At 43.3% G+C, this 16,481-nt stretch carries 12 protein-coding genes and 1 pseudogene; 7 read left to right on the forward strand and 6 right to left on the reverse strand.

Features of this window, described 5'->3' with window-relative positions; all coding sequences use genetic code 11:
• Nucleotides 1-84 precede the first annotated feature (84 nt).
• From FBB35_RS21540 to FBB35_RS21560, 5 genes and pseudogenes are all read left to right on the forward strand, one after another.
• Nucleotides 85-3,213, forward strand: coding sequence for a GAF domain-containing protein (locus FBB35_RS21540; RefSeq protein WP_174711322.1), 3,129 nt, complete (start codon nt 85-87; stop codon nt 3,211-3,213).
• A gap of 680 nt (nt 3,214-3,893) precedes the next feature.
• The gene (locus tag FBB35_RS21550) at nt 3,894-4,010 is read left to right on the forward strand and encodes an SDR family NAD(P)-dependent oxidoreductase (RefSeq protein ID WP_254625653.1); all 117 of its coding nucleotides are present in this window, start codon (nt 3,894-3,896) and stop codon (nt 4,008-4,010) included.
• A gap of 89 nt (nt 4,011-4,099) precedes the next feature.
• A pseudogene (locus tag FBB35_RS35850) lies at nt 4,100-4,249 on the forward strand (transposase); the annotation flags it as partial.
• A 96-nt stretch (nt 4,250-4,345) separates the two neighbouring features.
• Nucleotides 4,346-4,696, forward strand: coding sequence for a transposase (locus FBB35_RS21555; RefSeq protein WP_041565589.1), 351 nt, complete (start codon nt 4,346-4,348; stop codon nt 4,694-4,696).
• Nucleotides 4,697-4,902: 206 nt separating this feature from the next.
• Nucleotides 4,903-5,169 (forward strand): hypothetical protein, encoded by a 267-nt coding sequence (locus tag FBB35_RS21560; protein WP_174711323.1) that lies wholly within the window; start codon nt 4,903-4,905, stop codon nt 5,167-5,169.
• Between the two features lie 45 nt (nt 5,170-5,214).
• Here FBB35_RS21560 and FBB35_RS21565 read toward each other — a convergent pair whose 3' ends face one another.
• The 3 genes from FBB35_RS21565 to FBB35_RS21575 all read right to left on the reverse strand — a co-directional run bounded on the left by FBB35_RS21565 (nt 5,215) and on the right by FBB35_RS21575 (nt 8,340).
• Nucleotides 5,215-6,483, reverse strand: coding sequence for a bifunctional sterol desaturase/short chain dehydrogenase (locus FBB35_RS21565; protein ID WP_174711324.1), 1,269 nt, complete (start codon nt 6,481-6,483; stop codon nt 5,215-5,217).
• A gap of 180 nt (nt 6,484-6,663) precedes the next feature.
• Nucleotides 6,664-7,608 carry a fatty acid desaturase family protein gene (locus FBB35_RS21570; RefSeq protein ID WP_174711325.1) on the reverse strand — a complete coding sequence of 315 codons (945 nt, stop codon included), beginning with the start codon at nt 7,606-7,608 and terminating at the stop codon, nt 6,664-6,666.
• A 108-nt stretch (nt 7,609-7,716) separates the two neighbouring features.
• The gene (locus tag FBB35_RS21575) at nt 7,717-8,340 is read right to left on the reverse strand and encodes a Uma2 family endonuclease (RefSeq protein ID WP_174711326.1); all 624 of its coding nucleotides are present in this window, start codon (nt 8,338-8,340) and stop codon (nt 7,717-7,719) included.
• A 155-nt stretch (nt 8,341-8,495) separates the two neighbouring features.
• Here FBB35_RS21575 and FBB35_RS35560 point away from each other — a divergent pair, with 155 nt between their 5' ends.
• Nucleotides 8,496-8,618: a hypothetical protein gene (locus FBB35_RS35560; protein WP_302480925.1), complete on the forward strand. Its 123-nt coding sequence runs from the start codon at nt 8,496-8,498 to the stop codon at nt 8,616-8,618.
• Nucleotides 8,619-8,961: 343 nt separating this feature from the next.
• On the opposite strand, the gene FBB35_RS21580 is transcribed toward FBB35_RS35560, so the two are convergent.
• The 3 genes from FBB35_RS21580 to aroF all read right to left on the reverse strand — a co-directional run bounded on the left by FBB35_RS21580 (nt 8,962) and on the right by aroF (nt 15,096).
• Nucleotides 8,962-12,312, reverse strand: coding sequence for an efflux RND transporter permease subunit (locus tag FBB35_RS21580; RefSeq protein WP_174711327.1), 3,351 nt, complete (start codon nt 12,310-12,312; stop codon nt 8,962-8,964).
• 123 nt (nt 12,313-12,435) lie between these two features.
• The gene (locus tag FBB35_RS21585) at nt 12,436-13,851 is read right to left on the reverse strand and encodes an efflux RND transporter periplasmic adaptor subunit (protein ID WP_254625654.1); all 1,416 of its coding nucleotides are present in this window, start codon (nt 13,849-13,851) and stop codon (nt 12,436-12,438) included.
• 348 nt (nt 13,852-14,199) lie between these two features.
• Entirely contained in the window at nt 14,200-15,096 is an 897-nt protein-coding gene (gene aroF, locus FBB35_RS21590) for a 3-deoxy-7-phosphoheptulonate synthase (protein ID WP_302480993.1), read from the reverse strand.
• 854 nt (nt 15,097-15,950) lie between these two features.
• On the opposite strand from aroF, the gene FBB35_RS21595 reads away from it, so the two are divergent.
• The gene (locus FBB35_RS21595; protein WP_163936261.1) at nt 15,951-16,445 is read left to right on the forward strand and encodes a hypothetical protein; all 495 of its coding nucleotides are present in this window, start codon (nt 15,951-15,953) and stop codon (nt 16,443-16,445) included.
• Nucleotides 16,446-16,481: the final 36 nt, after the last annotated feature.

The raw sequence follows: 16,481 nt of genomic DNA on the forward strand, positions 1-16,481 counted from the left end.
ATTCTAAGGAAAGAACTGTTACCTTTGCGATCGCAAGGGGAATTATAAGATAGAAGACTTTCAATATTTAAAGTCCCACTGGGAATGGAAAACTCCTCTACTACTCAACCCATAGAACCAAATTCAGAACTGCAAGAATCTCGTTCAGATGTGACATCCTCCTTGCGTCAGAATGAGCAACAAAAAACCTTATCTGGGGTTATTGCCCGTATTCGGGAGTCTCTAGACATAGAAACTATCTTCAAAATTACAGTCACAGAAGTTCGCCAACTTCTGAAAAGCGATCGGGTTGGCGTATTTCGTTTTTATCCTGATTTGGCATGGGAAGGGGAATTTATTTATGAAGATGTAGCAACAGAATGGGATTCGGCACTAGCAGCCAATCTGCATGACCACTGCTTTAGTGAGAAGTTCGCAGCACTGTATCAGCAAGGTCGCATTAGAGCAATAGCTGATATTTATCAAGTTAATGCCAGTGATTGCTACATCCAGATTCTAGAAAGATTCCAAGTACGTGCTACTATAACTGCCCCCTTGATCAAAGGTAAAAATTTATGGGGATTATTGTGTATTCATCAGTGTAGTAGTTCTCGGCAATGGGAAGCATCAGAAATTGAGTTTGTGCAATTAATTGCCGAACATCTAGGGGTTGCTTTACAGCAAGCAGATTACCTTGAACAAGTAAAACTACAATCAGCAGAACTAGCACAAGCAAAAGCCAGAGAAAAAGCAGCCCAATGGCAAAAAACCATAGCCATAACTATTGAGAAAATTCGTCAGTCTCTAGACTTAAAAAGCATTTTCCACACAAGCACCGCAGAACTTCGGCAGTTACTAAATGCCGATCGCGTGGCTATTTATCGTTTCAATCCTGATTGGAGTGGTGAATTTGTGTTTGAATCAGTGGCAGAGGGTTGGATTTCCCTCATTGATGAACAATTGCAGCAGCCGGAATTGAGTAAAAATGTCAGTGAATGTAGCGCCAAAGATTTAGCTAAACCTCCAGTCGCTGATACCTACTTGCAAGATACAGAGGGTGGTAGCTTCAGCCGATGTGAAGTTTATCGTGTTTGTAATGATATTTATAATTCAGGCTTTAGCGACTGCTACATTAAAATCTTAGAAATCTATCAAGCAAGAGCTTATGTGATTATTGCCATTTACCACGGTCAGAAGCTCTGGGGCTTGCTAGCAGCATACCAAAATGCTAGAATTCGTGATTGGCAAAAAGATGAGATTTACTTGCTTACCCAAGTTGGCACTCAACTAGGTGTGGCTTTGCAGCAAGCAGAATTTATCCAACAAATGCAGATTCAAGCAGCAGATATCAGCAAAGCTGCTGAAAGGCAAAGGGCGTTGGCGAACACCGTAGAAAAAATTCGTCAGTCTCTTGATATTGAAACCATCTTTAAAACCACAACTCAAGAAGTTCGTCGGTTATTAGAAGTGGAACGAGTCGCAATCTATCGCTTCTATCCTGATTGGAGTGGCGAGTTTGTTGCTGATTCTATTGTTGATGGCTGGACACCAATGGTTAAGCCGCAGCCTGTGACAGAAGGCGTTCTTGTGCAAAGAAAGCAAGCGGGTAAGTATGCACGCAATGAAGTTTTTGTCCCAATTTCCCAGGGTGAGAAGCTGTGGGGATTGTTAGTAGCTTATCAAAACTCCCAGCCCCGTTATTGGCAAGATGAGGAAATCAACTTATTGGCACAAGTTGGCGTTCAATTGGGGGTAGCATTACAGCAAGCTGAGTCTTTGAAACAGATGCAGGTGCAAGCCCAAAAACTGGCTAAAGCCGCCGAACGAGAACGCAAAGCAGCCGAAAGACAGAAGGCCCTGGCTGCGACAGTGGAGAAAATTCGCCAGTCTCTTGATATTGATACCATCTTTGCCACCAGTGCAGAAGAAGTCCGACGGCTATTGGAAGTTGACCGAGTGACAATCTATCAATTCAGGACTGATTGGAGTGGCGAATTTGTTGCTGAGTCTTTAGCCCAGGGTTGGACACCAGTAAAGGAAATTTTACCTGTAGTTGCAGATGATTACTTACAACAAACCCAAGGTGGAAACTTTGCTAATGGTGAAAGTAGTGCTATCAAAGATATTTACAGCGCCAATTATTCTATCTGTCATATTGCTCTGCTTGAGCTAATGGAGGCTAGGGCATATATAATTGTGCCGATTTTTCAGGGCGAGAAGCTTTGGGGATTACTAGCAGCTTATCAAAATCTCAAACCGCGTGATTGGCAAGAAGATGAGGTAGATTTGCTGATGCAAATTGGTACTCAATTAGGGGTAGGACTTCAGCAAGCTGAATTACTTGAACAAACTCAACGTCAAAAAGAAGAACTTACCCAGACTCTTAAAGAATTACAAAACACTCAGAGCCAATTGATTCAAAGTGAAAAAATGGCAGGTTTAGGGCAGTTAGTTGCTGGTGTAGCACATGAAATTAACAACCCGATTAGTTTTATTTACGGCAATATTATCTATGTCACGGAACATACCGAAAATTTATTTAAATTACTCCGTCTTTATCAGAAACAGTATCCTAAGGGAACAGGAGAAATTCAAAAGCAAGCAGCAGCAATAGATTTAGATTTCATTAGTGATGACTTGCCCAAAATTTTGACTTCCATGAAGATGGGGGCAGAGCGAATCTCTCAACTCGTCTTGTCATTACGAATTTTTTCTCGAATTGACGAAGTAGGAATAAAGCCCGTTAACCTTCATGAAGGTATCGACAGTACTTTGCTAATTTTACAACATCGACTGCAACCACAGACTAATTCTTTTGCTATTGAGGTAGTTAAGGAATATGGTGAATTGCCCCCAGTAGTCTGCTATGCAGCGCAGATGAATCAGGTGTTTATGAATATTCTCAACAATGCGATCGATGCACTAGAAAACTCAGCAACTTGTGGAAAAAAAATTGACAATCCTAAAATTTGGATTCGTACAGAAATAATCGAAGGGAATAGTATTCTGATTTGGATTGCCGACAATGGTTGTGGGATTCCAGAGATGATGCGATCGCGAATTTTTGAACCTTTCTTTACCACTAAACAACCTGGACAAGGGATCGGTTTGGGGTTATCTATTAGCTACCAAATTATTGTAGAAAAACACGCCGGTAATATCAAATGTGTTTCTGAACCTGGTAATGGCTGTGAGTTCTGGATAGAAATTCCGATTAAAGGGATAGTTAGTTAAGGAAAAAACCAGGCGATGCATTCTCTACGAAAGGCTACACAGAGGATACAGAGGAAGGAGAAAAAGGCGGGGATCGCCGATCATAATTTTACTACCTACAATTAATAATATAAATTCCTCAATGAATTAATCTGGAAACTAAAGAAATTCTCCAAGCACTGCCAAACCTGAGCATAAGCGATCGCCTAAAGATAGCTGAATCAGCCCTGCAATTGATTATTGAAGAAAAACAATTATCGAGGCGAAGGCTCAGGCACGATTGAGCTTTGGATGCCGAATATTTCACAGGTTCCGTCCGCATCAATTCCCTGTTTTCAGCACGCAACCCGTCACGCATGGATGGGACTAGTGTAACCTTCGAGCCTGGTGCGCGCACAGCGTGACATAGACATCCGCCCGGACAGACCCTGATTGTGACGGCTGGGTCTGGTTATGTCTAGGAATGGGGCGGACAAATTCAGCAAATCAGACCAGGTGATGTTGTCCGAATTGCGCTCGGGCTGAAACACTGGCATGGAGACAACCACCACAGCCATGACGCACATCGCCCTTCAGGAAGAGCTTAATGGCAAACCTGTGGACTGGATGGAACAGGTCAATGACGAGCAATATCCCAACTAATCTCCGCATCTGCTGATTTTAAGACCTGGTTTAGATAAAGAATTATTAGGAGAAAAATAATGACGACAAACGAGAATGGAAACTACACAGGAAAAGTTGTGTTTGTGACTGGAGCAGCGAACGGCATTGGTCGAGCTACGGCGCTGACATTTGCCCGTGAGGGCGCTAATGTCTAAACTTTGGACTAAAAGGCTAGAGAAAAGCAGTCAGCAGTAACACTGACTGCCGTAAAGTCAATGAAAGTAATCGATAAATCATTGACGTGATGATCCTGACACAACTAGAAAAATTCCGCCAAGCTATCTACGATAGTTTGGGGAAGGTCAAAGATGCAGTATTTGAATTGATGGATGCAGTATTGACAAGTCCAAGTATCCGATCATTTGTCAGCTTGTCTCAAAGCCCAGTATTTCGAAGTCCAAACTCAAGTACGAAACTACTACGAATCTATCCCACTAATGCCAAAATGAGGTAATATTTTCTTGTACAAGAAAAGAGTGTGTATCGATTGATGGCTGGGCGTTTTGAAGGATTAACTGACCTGGAATGGAAGCTCTTTGATGATGTATTTCCTCAAGAACCATCTAAGCGTGGAAAAGGAATGCCTCATGCCCCGTATCGTCATGTATTAAATAGTTTATTGTACATTCTAATTACTGGGTGTCGATGGTGTGATTTACCAAAGGGAGATATATGGGCATCCAAAAGCTCGTCTCATCGATGGTTAAAACGGTGGCGTACAGATGGAACATTTGAACATTTACAAGCACGTATATTAGCGATCGCTTCGGAGAAAGGACTCATCAACTGGCAGTTTGGAGCGGTTGATGGGTCTTTTTCCCCCTGGGAAAGGTGGAGGTGAAGAAGTTGCCTATGGTGGCAAAGTAAAGGGTATATTAATACACACACTTACTGAGGGTAATGGAATGCCACTTTCTAACTCTACAACCCCAGCCAACGGGAACGAGAGGGAATAAGTAATACCCTGACTCGATAAAGTCAAACTTAAAACATTAAAACCTGGTAGACCACGTAAGCGAATCAAAGTACTGGCTGCTGATAAAGGTTATGACTCCAAAGAAAAACGTGCTGCTCTACGCAAAAGATGTATTCGCCCTCAATGGCCAAAACGAGTTTGGAAAACTAAGAAAAACAGAGGAAGACCCATCAAAATTTCTGTTCCTAGATTTCAACAAGAGCGGTGTTTCGCTTGGTATCAACGCTCTTGACCGTCGTCTTGTCGTCAGATGGGAACGTCGAAAAGTTTATTTTGATGCATTTATTGACCTCGCTACCATCCACATCTGGATTAACAAAATATTATTAGTGGGATAGGTTCACAAATATTACTACAAAACTACGGTTCTCAAGTCTTTTCGGCTATTGTTTGCTTAAGTCCTGTTCACTTTTCGCTGTTCGGCTGAAGACTCGATAGTAGAGCGATGTACTAGTTTCCTTTAAGGGAAACAGCAGATAGGTGAGAGGATTTATTGCCACAATAATATTTCGGAAGTCTCGCCGAGCGAAAAATAAGATAGCACGAGCAACTTGCTGTGCAGACATAACACCATAGGGATTCAGTTGACTCTTAAACGGGCCAAGAATTAACTTGCGAATTACACAATCCCCATCTAAACGCTTGAGGGTAACAACATCACCTAACGCTCTTTTGCTGAGTTCATAAAGTGGACTCAGTGCTGGAGAAACCTCAGCCTCAGAAGTATTTACCCAGATTTCCTTCGTTGCTTTGGCTTGTGGCCCTGTTACGGTTGTCAAAAATATATCCATCAACCGCAACGCTGAAAAGGTATTCACCTCATAAGAAGAGTTGATAGCCTCTAGTGTGCGGCTGGCGTAGACATTGATTCCGTGGTTGATAATTAAAATATCTACTTTCTCTAAACTATTCCTCAGTTCAGCTTCATTACCCAACTGCCAAGGAACCACTTTCACCCCAACTTGCTCTACTAATTTTTCTGGATTAGTGGTTAATGCCACGACTTTAGCATTGTTCTTTACAAGTTCAGCTGCCAAAGCTTGCCCTAACGCTCCTGATGCTCCGGTTAAAGCGATGGTTTTCCCCTTGAGAGACAGTCCTGTACCAAGAATTTTATCTACTAAGGGAAAGACACCACTGTAGTAAGCATTGACATCATCAAAATGATGCCGCCAATGGTAAGACCGATTCACCCACCAAATGGATGGAATTGTCTCTAAAGGGCCGGGTAGGTGGTTGTAGTCTGTATCAATTTTTCCCTGAAAATACCGCACAGATGCGCCATACAAGAAGGTGGAACCATAAGCTACTCCCAGCCATAAACCCAATTGTTGGACAATTAAGGCAACGCCTACCAACACCACCAGCAGTAGACTCGATTCTAAAATGTCGTGATAGAGTTGCGATTCTTGGTAAATTTTCATGGAAACTATCGATAAATCTCGGCGATAGGCCATGTGGTGTTTGTTGTGCCATTTAGCAAGCCAACTGACTTGGTGACACAAAGCATGGTAAGTGTCTCTCAAGACCTCAGCAAGCAAAAGTGAAAAAAGTCCCCAACTAGCAAACTCTAAGCCGGCATTTAGCCAAACCCAATTAATTTGTAATCTTGCCTCAATTCCCATCAAGTTTTCAGCTAGCATTTTTATCATATTTGTCTATACTCGTTTTTATTAATCATTCTTCATGATCTGACAAAGGTGCGTTAAGGTCGAGTCTAGAGCAAATTAAAATCAAAGGGAATGGGGAACAGGAGAATGGGGAATGGGAAATGGGGAATGGGGAATGGGGAATGGGGAAATGGGGAAATCAAGGAGAATAACCATGCCCAATTAGAAATTAGTTATGATATCCCAGTTGACTTTCACATAGCCAGGTTCAATGTGGGTAAAGTGTTGGCTCAATTGCTGATGTGCTTTTGGCAGAGCATGAAAAGGAATTGATGCGTACAAATGATGCTCTGCATGAAATGGCATATTCCACATGAAAAATCGCACAGGCCAAAGGGTTAAGGTTGTACGCGTATTTGTGAGCAGATTAGCGTCAAGAGTGCAACCTGTATGTTCTGCTAGCAGAATGAAACGGAGAATCGGCTGACCTATAAGCAGGGGTAGCAGCCAATACAGGAAAAACCAAGGCTGACCAAATAGAATTGAGATTGCGATCGCACCTACATAAATAGCTAATTGCCATCGAGTAGAGCGAATAACTTCGGCTCGTGCGGCTTCTGGCACAAATGGAAAATCGTCAAATTGACCAGTCGCCACCTGAAAATGTCCGCTTAATTTACCCCGCCACCACGGTAAACCGCTAATTATCAACAAGTATTTACCCAGATTACTCGGTTTGAGATCGGTTAGTTCGGGATCTTTGTCAGGAACGCGAGTGTAGCGATGATGCCATTTATGATAACGACGAAAGAACGTGCTGTTGTAAAATGAGAGCAAGCCGGAAAACCAAGCGACAGCATCATTTAATCGATTGTTAGCGAAAGCCGTTCTGTGAACGCATTCGTGCATCGGTGCAAACATGGAAGCCAGACTGAAGCCATAAATTACCAGTGCTGGTATAGCCAGTGACCAATTGCCAAAGTTTGTTCCCCACAGGTAGCCACTGCAAATCATGACTGTGAGGTGCAAAGCCAGTTGAACTAGCCCTTTGGAGTTGGAGCGATCGTTTAGAACACTTAACTCCTGTACACTGAGAATCTGACAGAGGTTTTGCTCTTTATCAGCTTTGTTATCCAATAATTCAGATTGAATAATTGCGTCAGACATAATTTTAAGTAGGTCGGCGTGAATAGTTGCGCGTGGGTTGCCTTCTAACTTCTCAATTCTGACTCTTGACTCCTGAATTTTGATCTAATTTTAATAGATGCTGTGAATTTAGCTGACTATACCAACACGAAAAATTTGTTCTGCGGTTAAATTTAACTCTGGGAAAGTTGGTGATTGGATACGGTCATTACCTCGAAATTTATTAATTAGATACTCACCTTCTTCCAAACAGCAAACCAAGATAGTAGGTTGTTTTGGTTTGCCAATAAATTCCCGACCACCCAATGCCGCATAGTCCACAATCCAGTATTCAGGAATTCCCATTTCTTCATAGTCAGCATATTTTTTGTGGTAATCATCACGCCAATTAGTACTCACTACCTCCACCACTAAAGGAATGGATGCAGCAAGGCTTACGGTAGATGTTTTTTTCCATAGAGGTTCATTTATTAAATTAGGCTGATTTAGGATAAGGACATCTGGTGAATAAGCTGATTCATTTTCAAGTGGTTTGACAAATACTGTTTTTGGGATGAAATAGGGAAGATTTAAACGACTATATTCTAAAGTGATTTTTGTGGCTAAAAATCCTGTAACCTCTTCATGGTCGCCTGTTGGTTGTGCCATCTCAACAATTACTCCATCATGGAGTTCATAACGTCTTTGTGGGTTGTCTGGATACTGAGCAACAAATTCATCGAATGTAATTAGTTTGCGTAAGGCTTGAGTCATGGCTTTATTCCTCTAAGCAAAACTGTGAGCGTGAAGGAGGCAGGGGGAGAAAAAACTTATTTTAAGCGTATTGCAATTCTAAGACTTGTTCTGCCTTTGATCTCCGTTAACGAGTGTTTGAACTAGATGAATCCACCTTTTATCTCCGTTAACGAGTGTTTGAACTGGATGAATCCACCTTTTATCTCCGTCAACGAGTATTTGAACTGGATGAATCCACCTTTTATCTTCGTCAACGAGTATTTGAACTGGATGAATCCACCTTTTATCTTCGTTAACGAGTGTTTGAACTGGATGAATCCACCTTTTATCTCCGTTAACAAGTATTTGAACTGGATGAATCCACCTTTTATCTCCGTTAACGAGTGTTTGAACTGGATGAACTCACTTTTGATACTCATTAACCTAGCTCTTGTACGGGATATTCTACTTTCTTCAATCTCAAGTGTCACACTATGGCTCTTTGATGTTTGGAGGCTGTGGATTTGCGATCGCAATTATGGGAAAGTTAATCAAAGCAAACTAGCAAAAATAAATATGATACATAAAAAACTCCCCTCTAAAATGAAGGGAGTCAAGAGTTAGTGATTAAAAAGAACAAATCAACCAAGCGTTATTTGTTCAGTCGGGAGAGTGTAAAATTGGCTGTTTGCGCCAGCTACGTTTTTTCAGCTTGGTTTGCCAAGACTCCATGTAGGTGTAGAAAACGGGTGTTAAATAAAGTGTGAGGAACTGCGAGAACACTAACCCCCCAACAACTGCTAAACCAAGGGGACGACGTGTATCTGCTCCGGCTCCCAAACCGAGGGCAATTGGTAAAGTTCCCATGAGTGCTGCCATTGTCGTCATCATAATTGGACGAAATCTCACCAAGCAGGCTTCATAGATAGCATCATAAGGGGTTTTGCCGTTATGACGAGCAACGATCGCAAAGTCAACCATCATAATCCCGTTTTTCTTCACAATGCCAACTAGCAGAATGATGCCGACGAAGGCGTAAATATTCAAGTCAACTTGAAACAGCAACAGGGTCAGTATTGCCCCAAATCCAGCAGAAGGTAAGCTAGAAAGGATAGTTAGCGGGTGAATGAAGTTCTCGTAGAGAATCCCCAACACAATATAAATCACCAAGATGGCAACTAGCAGTAGCAGTCCTAAGCCCTGAATCGAAGATTGGAATGCCTGCGCTGAACCTTGGAAGCCTGTACTAATAGTAGGTGGCAATGTTTGACGAGCAAGTTCCTCAATTTTCCCAGTGACGTTACCTAGTGACACTCCTGGCTTAAGATTAAAGGAGAAGGTGACAGATGCTAGCTGCCCTTTGTGGTTGATAGTTAAGGGGCCTACATCTTTGCTCAAGGTTGCTATGGCGTTGAGAGGCACAAGTTGTCCACTAGGGGCACGAACTGAGAGTAAATCTAGGGCGTTGGCATTTTGCTGATATTTTGGTTCCACGCCCATAATTACTTGATATTGACTATCGGGAGCGTAGATGGTAGAAACTTGGCGAGTGCCATAAGCATTACTCAGAGCAGTTTCGATTTGATTGGCAGTCAAACCTAGAGCTGAAGCTTGGTCGCGGTTGATGTCTACTTTTACTTGCGGATTTTTGATTTGCAAATCGCTGTTGACATCTTGTAAATCTGAGAGCGATCGCAATTTCTCTTCTAAAACTGGAGCGTACTGGTAAAGTTCCTGAATATTGGGAGTTTGTAGAGTAAATTGATACTGCGCTTTTGTTTGTTGTCCACCCACATTAATCGCTGGGGGATTTTGTAAGAATACCTTAATTCCAGGCACAACTGATAACTTCGGTCGGAGTTCCTGAACAACTTCATCAGCGCTGAGACTGCGCTCATGGCGGGGCTTGAGTTCAATTAAAAGTCGTCCCGCGTTGGCGGAGGCATTTGGCCCGCCAGCCCCAACACTGGAGTTTATGGAATCGACATTCGGATCTCGGTAAGCGATCGCAGCTACAGCTTGTTGATGTTTTACCATCTCATCAAAGGATATATCCTCTGATGCCTGAGTTGTTGCCGTAATTTGTCCAACATCTGCGTTGGGAACAAACCCTTTAGGCACAATTATAAATAGATATACTGTCGCCACAAGAATCGCTCCCGAAATCACCATCGTTGTGCGGTGATACTTGAGTGATTTCTTCAAACTCCAATCGTATCCGCCCAATATCACATTAAAAACGTTTTCCGAAAAGTTGTAGAGACGACGGTTGAAATTTTTGATTCGGGACTGGGGAGTGGGGACTGGGGACTCGGGACTGGGGACTCGGGACTGGGAGTTAAGAATTTCTCCCTCTCCCCCTTGCTCCCCTGCTTCCCCTGCTCCCCTACTTCCCTGCTCGTCATCCCCCTCACTCTCCTGCTCATGATGAGGTGGACTTAAAAATCTCGAACACAGCATTGGTGTCAAGCTGAGGGAAATTACGCCAGATACCAAGATTGCAACGCTGATGGTAACGGCAAACTCACGGAACAGTCGCCCCAGAATGCCTTCCATGAAAAGTATCGGGATAAATACTGCTACCAGAGAGATGGTCATAGATAAAATTGTGAAACCAATCTCTCTAGAACCATTTAGGGCTGCTTCCATGCGGCTTTCGCCCATTTCCATGTGGCGGACAATATTCTCCAGCATGACTACGGCATCATCTACCACGAAACCTACTGAAAGGGTCAACGCCATCAGTGATAGGTTATCGAGGGAGAAACCCAGTAGTACCATGACTCCAAAAGTCGCTACTATCGAAAGCGGTACTGCCAAACTGGGAATAACTGTAGCAGAGATATTGCGAAGAAATAGAAAGATTACCAGCACCACCAGAGCGATGGTGAGCAACAGCGTGAATTGTACATCATCCACCGACTCACGAATTGACTGGGAGCGATCGTAGAGAATATCCATATTCACAGCCGCCGGAATCTGTGTCCGAAAGCTGGGTAGGAGTTTCTTGATTGCATCCACTACTTGAACGGTATTAGTTCCTGGTTGGCGCTGAATTGCCAGAACGATCGCCCGCACCCCAGAATTTTGGATTGAGGATTTCTCCCCTGCTCCTCTGCTCCTCTGCTCCCCTGCTCCCCTGCTCCCCTGCTCCTCTGCTCCCTTACTCTCTTTCTTAACAGGAAAATACCAGCTTGCAATCTTATCATTTTCCACGCTGTCCAGAACTTGACCTAGTTCTCCTAGCTGTACTGGTGCGCCGTTCTGATAAGCCACACTTAGGGAACGATAGCTAGCGGCATCATTGAGTTGACCGTTTGCTTGAATCGTAGAATTTTGCTGCTTACCGTAAAGTGTCCCCGTAGGCAGATTGACATTTCCATTAGCGATCGCATCAGCGACTTCATCGATTCCTATGCCTTTGACACTCAGCGCTTCCGGGTCAAGCTGAATTCGTACCGCGTACTTTTGGGAACCAAACACCTGCACTTGTGCTACTCCATCCACCATTGACAGGCGTTGTGCCAGCAATGTTTCAGCGTACTTATCTACAGTTGACAGGGGCAGAATAGACGAATTCAGCGAGATGTAAAGGACTGGCTGATCTGCCGGATTTACCTTTCGGTAAGATGGCGGATTCGGCATATTTGTCGGTAACTGCTTTGCTCCCTTAGCGATCGCAGACTGGACATCTTGGGCTGCACCGTCAATATCCCGATTCAGGTCAAATTGCAGCGTTAACTGTGTAGTACCCAAAGAACTGGTAGAGTTCATCGAACTCAATCCCGCAATGCTCGAAAACTGCTGCTCTAATGGAGTTGCAACTGAAGCAGCCATCGTTTCTGGGCTAGCTCCGGGCAGATTAGCTGTTACCTGGAGTGTTGGATAATCCACATTGGGTAAGTCGCTAACAGGTAGTTGTTGGTAACTGATCAGTCCAAATATCAAAATGCCAAGCATAACCAGAGTAGTCATGATTGGTCGCCGGATAAATAGCTCGGAAATGTTCATCTGAGTGCTAAGTAAGGAGTAAAGATTGCTGTTAGCGGTAGATGGGCGTTGAGCCAGCGCTGAGTGAGAACTAATGAGTGCTGTTAGCAGTAGCGGAGCATTTACCCGTGCTGAGTGAGGAGTTTACCTTGCTCCCCCTGCTCCCCCTGCTTCCTGCCCCCCTGCCCCTCTGCTTCCTACCTCCGGTTTCACTTGGACTGTGGCATCAGGCACTAGGTTGAATTGTCCATCAATAACTACTTGTTCACCTGGTTTAACCCCTTGCTGAATTACCGTTTCATTTCCAACGGTATCGCCGACGGTAATTGCCCGCATTTCTGCTGTCTTATCGGGTTTGATTACATACACAAATTGTCCCTTTTGCCCACTCTGTACCGCCTGGGAAGGAACAGTAATGGCATTTGGTTCTTCGCTCAGTTTGAGGACTACATTAACAAACTGTCCCGGAAACAGGCGATCGTCAGCGTTGGCAAAAGTACCCTTAAGTTGAATTGTGCCTGTTTGGGTATTGACTCCACTATCGACAAATGTCAGTTCACCTCGGACTGGCCGCCCAGCGTCTTTAGGAGGTAAAGCATCGACTTCTAACTTGCCGTTATTAGCACTGTATTTTTTGATATCTGGCAGCAGTCGCTGGGCAATGGAAAAGTTGACGTAAATCGGGTGAATTTGACTGATTGTAATGAGCGGATCGGTGGCATTCGCCTCTACCAAGTTGCCTTGATTTAGCTTCAGACTACCCGTGCGTCCAGCAATTGGTGAGTAGATGGAAGTATAAGAAAGCTGAACTTTAGCATTATCGATCGCAGCTTCATCTGCTACTACCACCGCCTGAGCATTTTGTACATCTGCTTGGGCTGCTGCGATCGCAGCCTGAGCATTTGCGACTCCCTCTTGATCTGCTTGCACCGTTGCCTGTTGAGCAGCAGCAGTAGTCTGATACTGTTCGGACTGTTCTTTACTGATAGCCCCTTGCTTGAGCAAACTAGCATAACGTTGAGCCTGCACATTTGCATTTGTAGCCTGGGACTTATCCTTCACTACATTCGCTTTTGCCTGGTTCACTTGAGCGATCGCTTTTAGCACATTAGCCTGTGCCTGTTTCACCTGAGCCAAATCTTTAGCCTTGGCAGCGTTAGCTTGCATCAGTGCGGCTTGTAGAGGGCGAGAATCAATTTTAAATAACAAGTCGCCTTTCTTAACGTTCTGTCCTTGCTGAAAATAGACTCCAGTCAGTTGTCCGCCAACTTGAGATTTGACAGATACCGTAGAATATGCTTCAACTGTCCCCGTAGCCGCTAACTGTATTGGAATCGTTTTTTGAGTCGCAGTGGCAACCACCACTGGCACGGCTCGCTTTTTTCCTGCTTCTTTTCCACTTGGTTGGGCTTCGGAAGCATTACAGGCAGCACACAAGTAAGTTAGACCTAATATAAGTAGCGAAAATCGTCCTCTTTGAATAACGTTATGAAAGCTAAAAATAGTTTGAGCAGCCAAGGACGAAGGCTTTATCGTCTGAATAGAAACTAAACGGCGCATATTAACAATTTGGGGAAAGGGGAAGCACATACACGTACTAGCTTGTCGTTAGACATCGCATTTTTTACAAAATGGTTGGTTGCGATTAATTCTAATTAGATAAGCAGAATGTTAGCCAAACTAAACATTAGTGTACTAATAATTGCTTTTTTCGCCTACCCCTTTTAGAAATAAATTGTTGTGACTTTATTTATATATTTAGGGTTCTGTTGCAAAAATTATTTGAGAATAAGTGGAATAGTCTAAGCAACAATTTTATTTTACGAAGGCGCTCGCAGTTTGTCGTTCAGCCAAAATAAATATTTGGACTTAGACAGTTGAGGGCGATCGCCCGCCCTCAACTGAAATTTAAGCAGCACAAAAAATTGGGGCAGGTGATAAACCCGCCCCGACATTTGATGATATGTTGCGCCCAACGGCTTTTGCTACAGGCTTTAAACTATCAACTAAACGCACCATATCTTCTAAAGAGAGTGCTTGACGAGCATCAGAAACAGATTTTTCTGGTTGTGGGTGACATTCAATAATTAATCCATCAGCACCGCAAGCGATCGCAGCCCTAGCCACAGGTGCTACCAGTTCCCGTTTACCGACAGCATGGGAAGGATCTACAATCACAGGCAGGTGAGTTATTTGCTTGAGTGCTGCCACTGCCCCTAAATCTAGGACATTGCGGGTGTAATCATCGAAGCTGCGGATACCTCTTTCGCACAACACCACATCATGATTCCCGTGGCTAAGAATATATTCAGCAGCCATAACGAATTCTTCAATAGTCGCGGCTAAACCACGTTTGAGTAATATTGGTTTGCCAGCTTGTCCTAAAGCTTTGAGCAAGTCGAAGTTTTGCATATTGCGACTACCAACTTGAAGCATATCAGCGTGGGCGGCAACTACTTCAATTTGGGAAATTGACATCACCTCAGTGACAACTGGCATATTGTAATGCGATCGCACCCTTGCCAAAATCCTCAATCCTTCCTCACCCATACCCTGGAAAGCGTAGGGTGATGTGCGAGGTTTGTAGACACCGCCACGCAACCCCTGTATCGATGCAGTAGATAGCTTTTGGGCAACAATTTCCATTTGTTCTAAGCTTTCAACGGTACAGGGCCCGCCGATAATTACCAGTTCTTCGCCTCCGAAAGCGACTTTTTCTGAAATTTTAACGATTGTTTGGTGATTCGGATGAGATTGTGCGGCAAGTTTAGCATTAATCATGGTTTCATTCTCCTGAAAAGTTATGGATTGAGTATTAGGTATTAAGGTAAGAGTTGTTTTCCAGTCCCCAGTGATAACAAAAAAGCCCGGAACCTTTGAAGAGTTCCGGGCGCGTTCTGATTCATCGACATGACGCTACTTACCCGGAACTTAATCTGGGCCAAAAGTAAAAGCCATAAAACCAGCTACTTAAATAAGTCATGACGATGAAATTCTCCTTAAAACAACAAAAACCGCAGAGTTTGCTCTGCGGTTCACCGGGTGGTTTCCATTGGGAAACTACATTCACTCCCGGTGAACCACCTTAGACCAAAAATAAAAGTAAGAACTTGTTTTAAGCATTTGTGGGGCTTTTGCTGGAAAACTTAATAAATATACCTATTTAAGGTAATATTAACAGGAAGAATAGGCGGTGTCAAGACCCCAATAAACCACAAAAAAGCGATAGACTCAGTACAACTGTAGGAGTGAAGACTCGCATTGTAGGGAAATAAACTGCCTTAAGTTGCTTTACATCTATAATCAATTCCCCCTAAGACAGATGTAGTTTTTCAAATAATCTATATTTGGTCTTTCCTATGAATGCGTAATTCCTAAAAACATATAAACCAGTTTGCTTTTTAAGTAGGGTACAAAATACAGAACTTAAAACCAGATACAAAGAGTTACTATCTCCTGCCCCTTGTCCCCCTGCTCCCTTGTCCCCCTGCCTTCAAACCCGTAGCTTTGTACTTCATGCAAAAGAAAACATCTGTAATTCTCCTGACTTGTCATTTCACCTTTCGAAAGCTGATTGCAGACAATTGACGATCGCCATACATTATTCTGACCCAAGTCCTCATTGACCAGATCAACTTTTTAGGATCATCAGTTTGATTATGCCCAGTTCCAAAATCTTAGCCCAATCTTTCGACTATTATGGAGTTTACCCCTGCCCAGTCTGTCGAATAGGTAAGATTTCTCACATGCCATTGATGGAAGCTATGGCTTGTGACTTTTGTCAAGAGATTTTTACAGTCAACTTAGAAATCCAGCAAATCAAAATGCCTTCTAGACAACCACCATTAACTTGGCGTTGGAATGGGTTTAGTTGGACAGAAGGCCAGTTAGAAGGTGTGGAGTTAGGTTGGGGTTATGGATTAGCAGCAGCAGTTTTTGTAATTCTTCCCACTACTTTAATTGGCATAGTAGCTTACTATTTTCCTGCTGACCTCAAGGAACCCATTACTTGGACACCATATATTTGGACAGTATTGACTTTTCTATCACATTTATCAATTATTGTTTGGATTGTCATTGAAATTTATCAAATTCCAGTTGCAGCATATTTGAGAGCGATCGCTCGATGGAGAAATCGGGAGATGGAGAGATGAGGAAGCAGTGGAGTGGCAAAAGATGCAGCGAATACA

Origin of the sequence: Nostoc sp. TCL240-02 (genome assembly GCF_013343235.1) — a bacterium.
Taxonomy (GTDB): domain Bacteria; phylum Cyanobacteriota; class Cyanobacteriia; order Cyanobacteriales; family Nostocaceae; genus Nostoc.

Excerpts from the sequence above, each read along its gene's own strand:
- FBB35_RS21560 (WP_174711323.1), top strand. The coding sequence starts at position 4,903 with ATGACTCCAAAGAAAAACGTGCTGCTCTACGCAAAAGATGTATTCGCC.
- FBB35_RS21540 (WP_174711322.1), top strand. The coding sequence starts at position 85 with ATGGAAAACTCCTCTACTACTCAACCCATAGAACCAAATTCAGAACTG.
- FBB35_RS21550 (WP_254625653.1), top strand. The coding sequence starts at position 3,894 with ATGACGACAAACGAGAATGGAAACTACACAGGAAAAGTTGTGTTTGTG.
- FBB35_RS21555 (WP_041565589.1), top strand. The coding sequence starts at position 4,346 with ATGGCTGGGCGTTTTGAAGGATTAACTGACCTGGAATGGAAGCTCTTT.
- FBB35_RS21570 (WP_174711325.1), bottom strand. The coding sequence starts at position 7,608 with ATGTCTGACGCAATTATTCAATCTGAATTATTGGATAACAAAGCTGAT.
- FBB35_RS21595 (WP_163936261.1), top strand. The coding sequence starts at position 15,951 with ATGCCCAGTTCCAAAATCTTAGCCCAATCTTTCGACTATTATGGAGTT.
- FBB35_RS21575 (WP_174711326.1), bottom strand. The coding sequence starts at position 8,340 with ATGACTCAAGCCTTACGCAAACTAATTACATTCGATGAATTTGTTGCT.
- FBB35_RS21565 (WP_174711324.1), bottom strand. The coding sequence starts at position 6,483 with ATGATAAAAATGCTAGCTGAAAACTTGATGGGAATTGAGGCAAGATTA.
- FBB35_RS21585 (WP_254625654.1), bottom strand. The coding sequence starts at position 13,851 with ATGCGCCGTTTAGTTTCTATTCAGACGATAAAGCCTTCGTCCTTGGCT.
- FBB35_RS21580 (WP_174711327.1), bottom strand. The coding sequence starts at position 12,312 with ATGAACATTTCCGAGCTATTTATCCGGCGACCAATCATGACTACTCTG.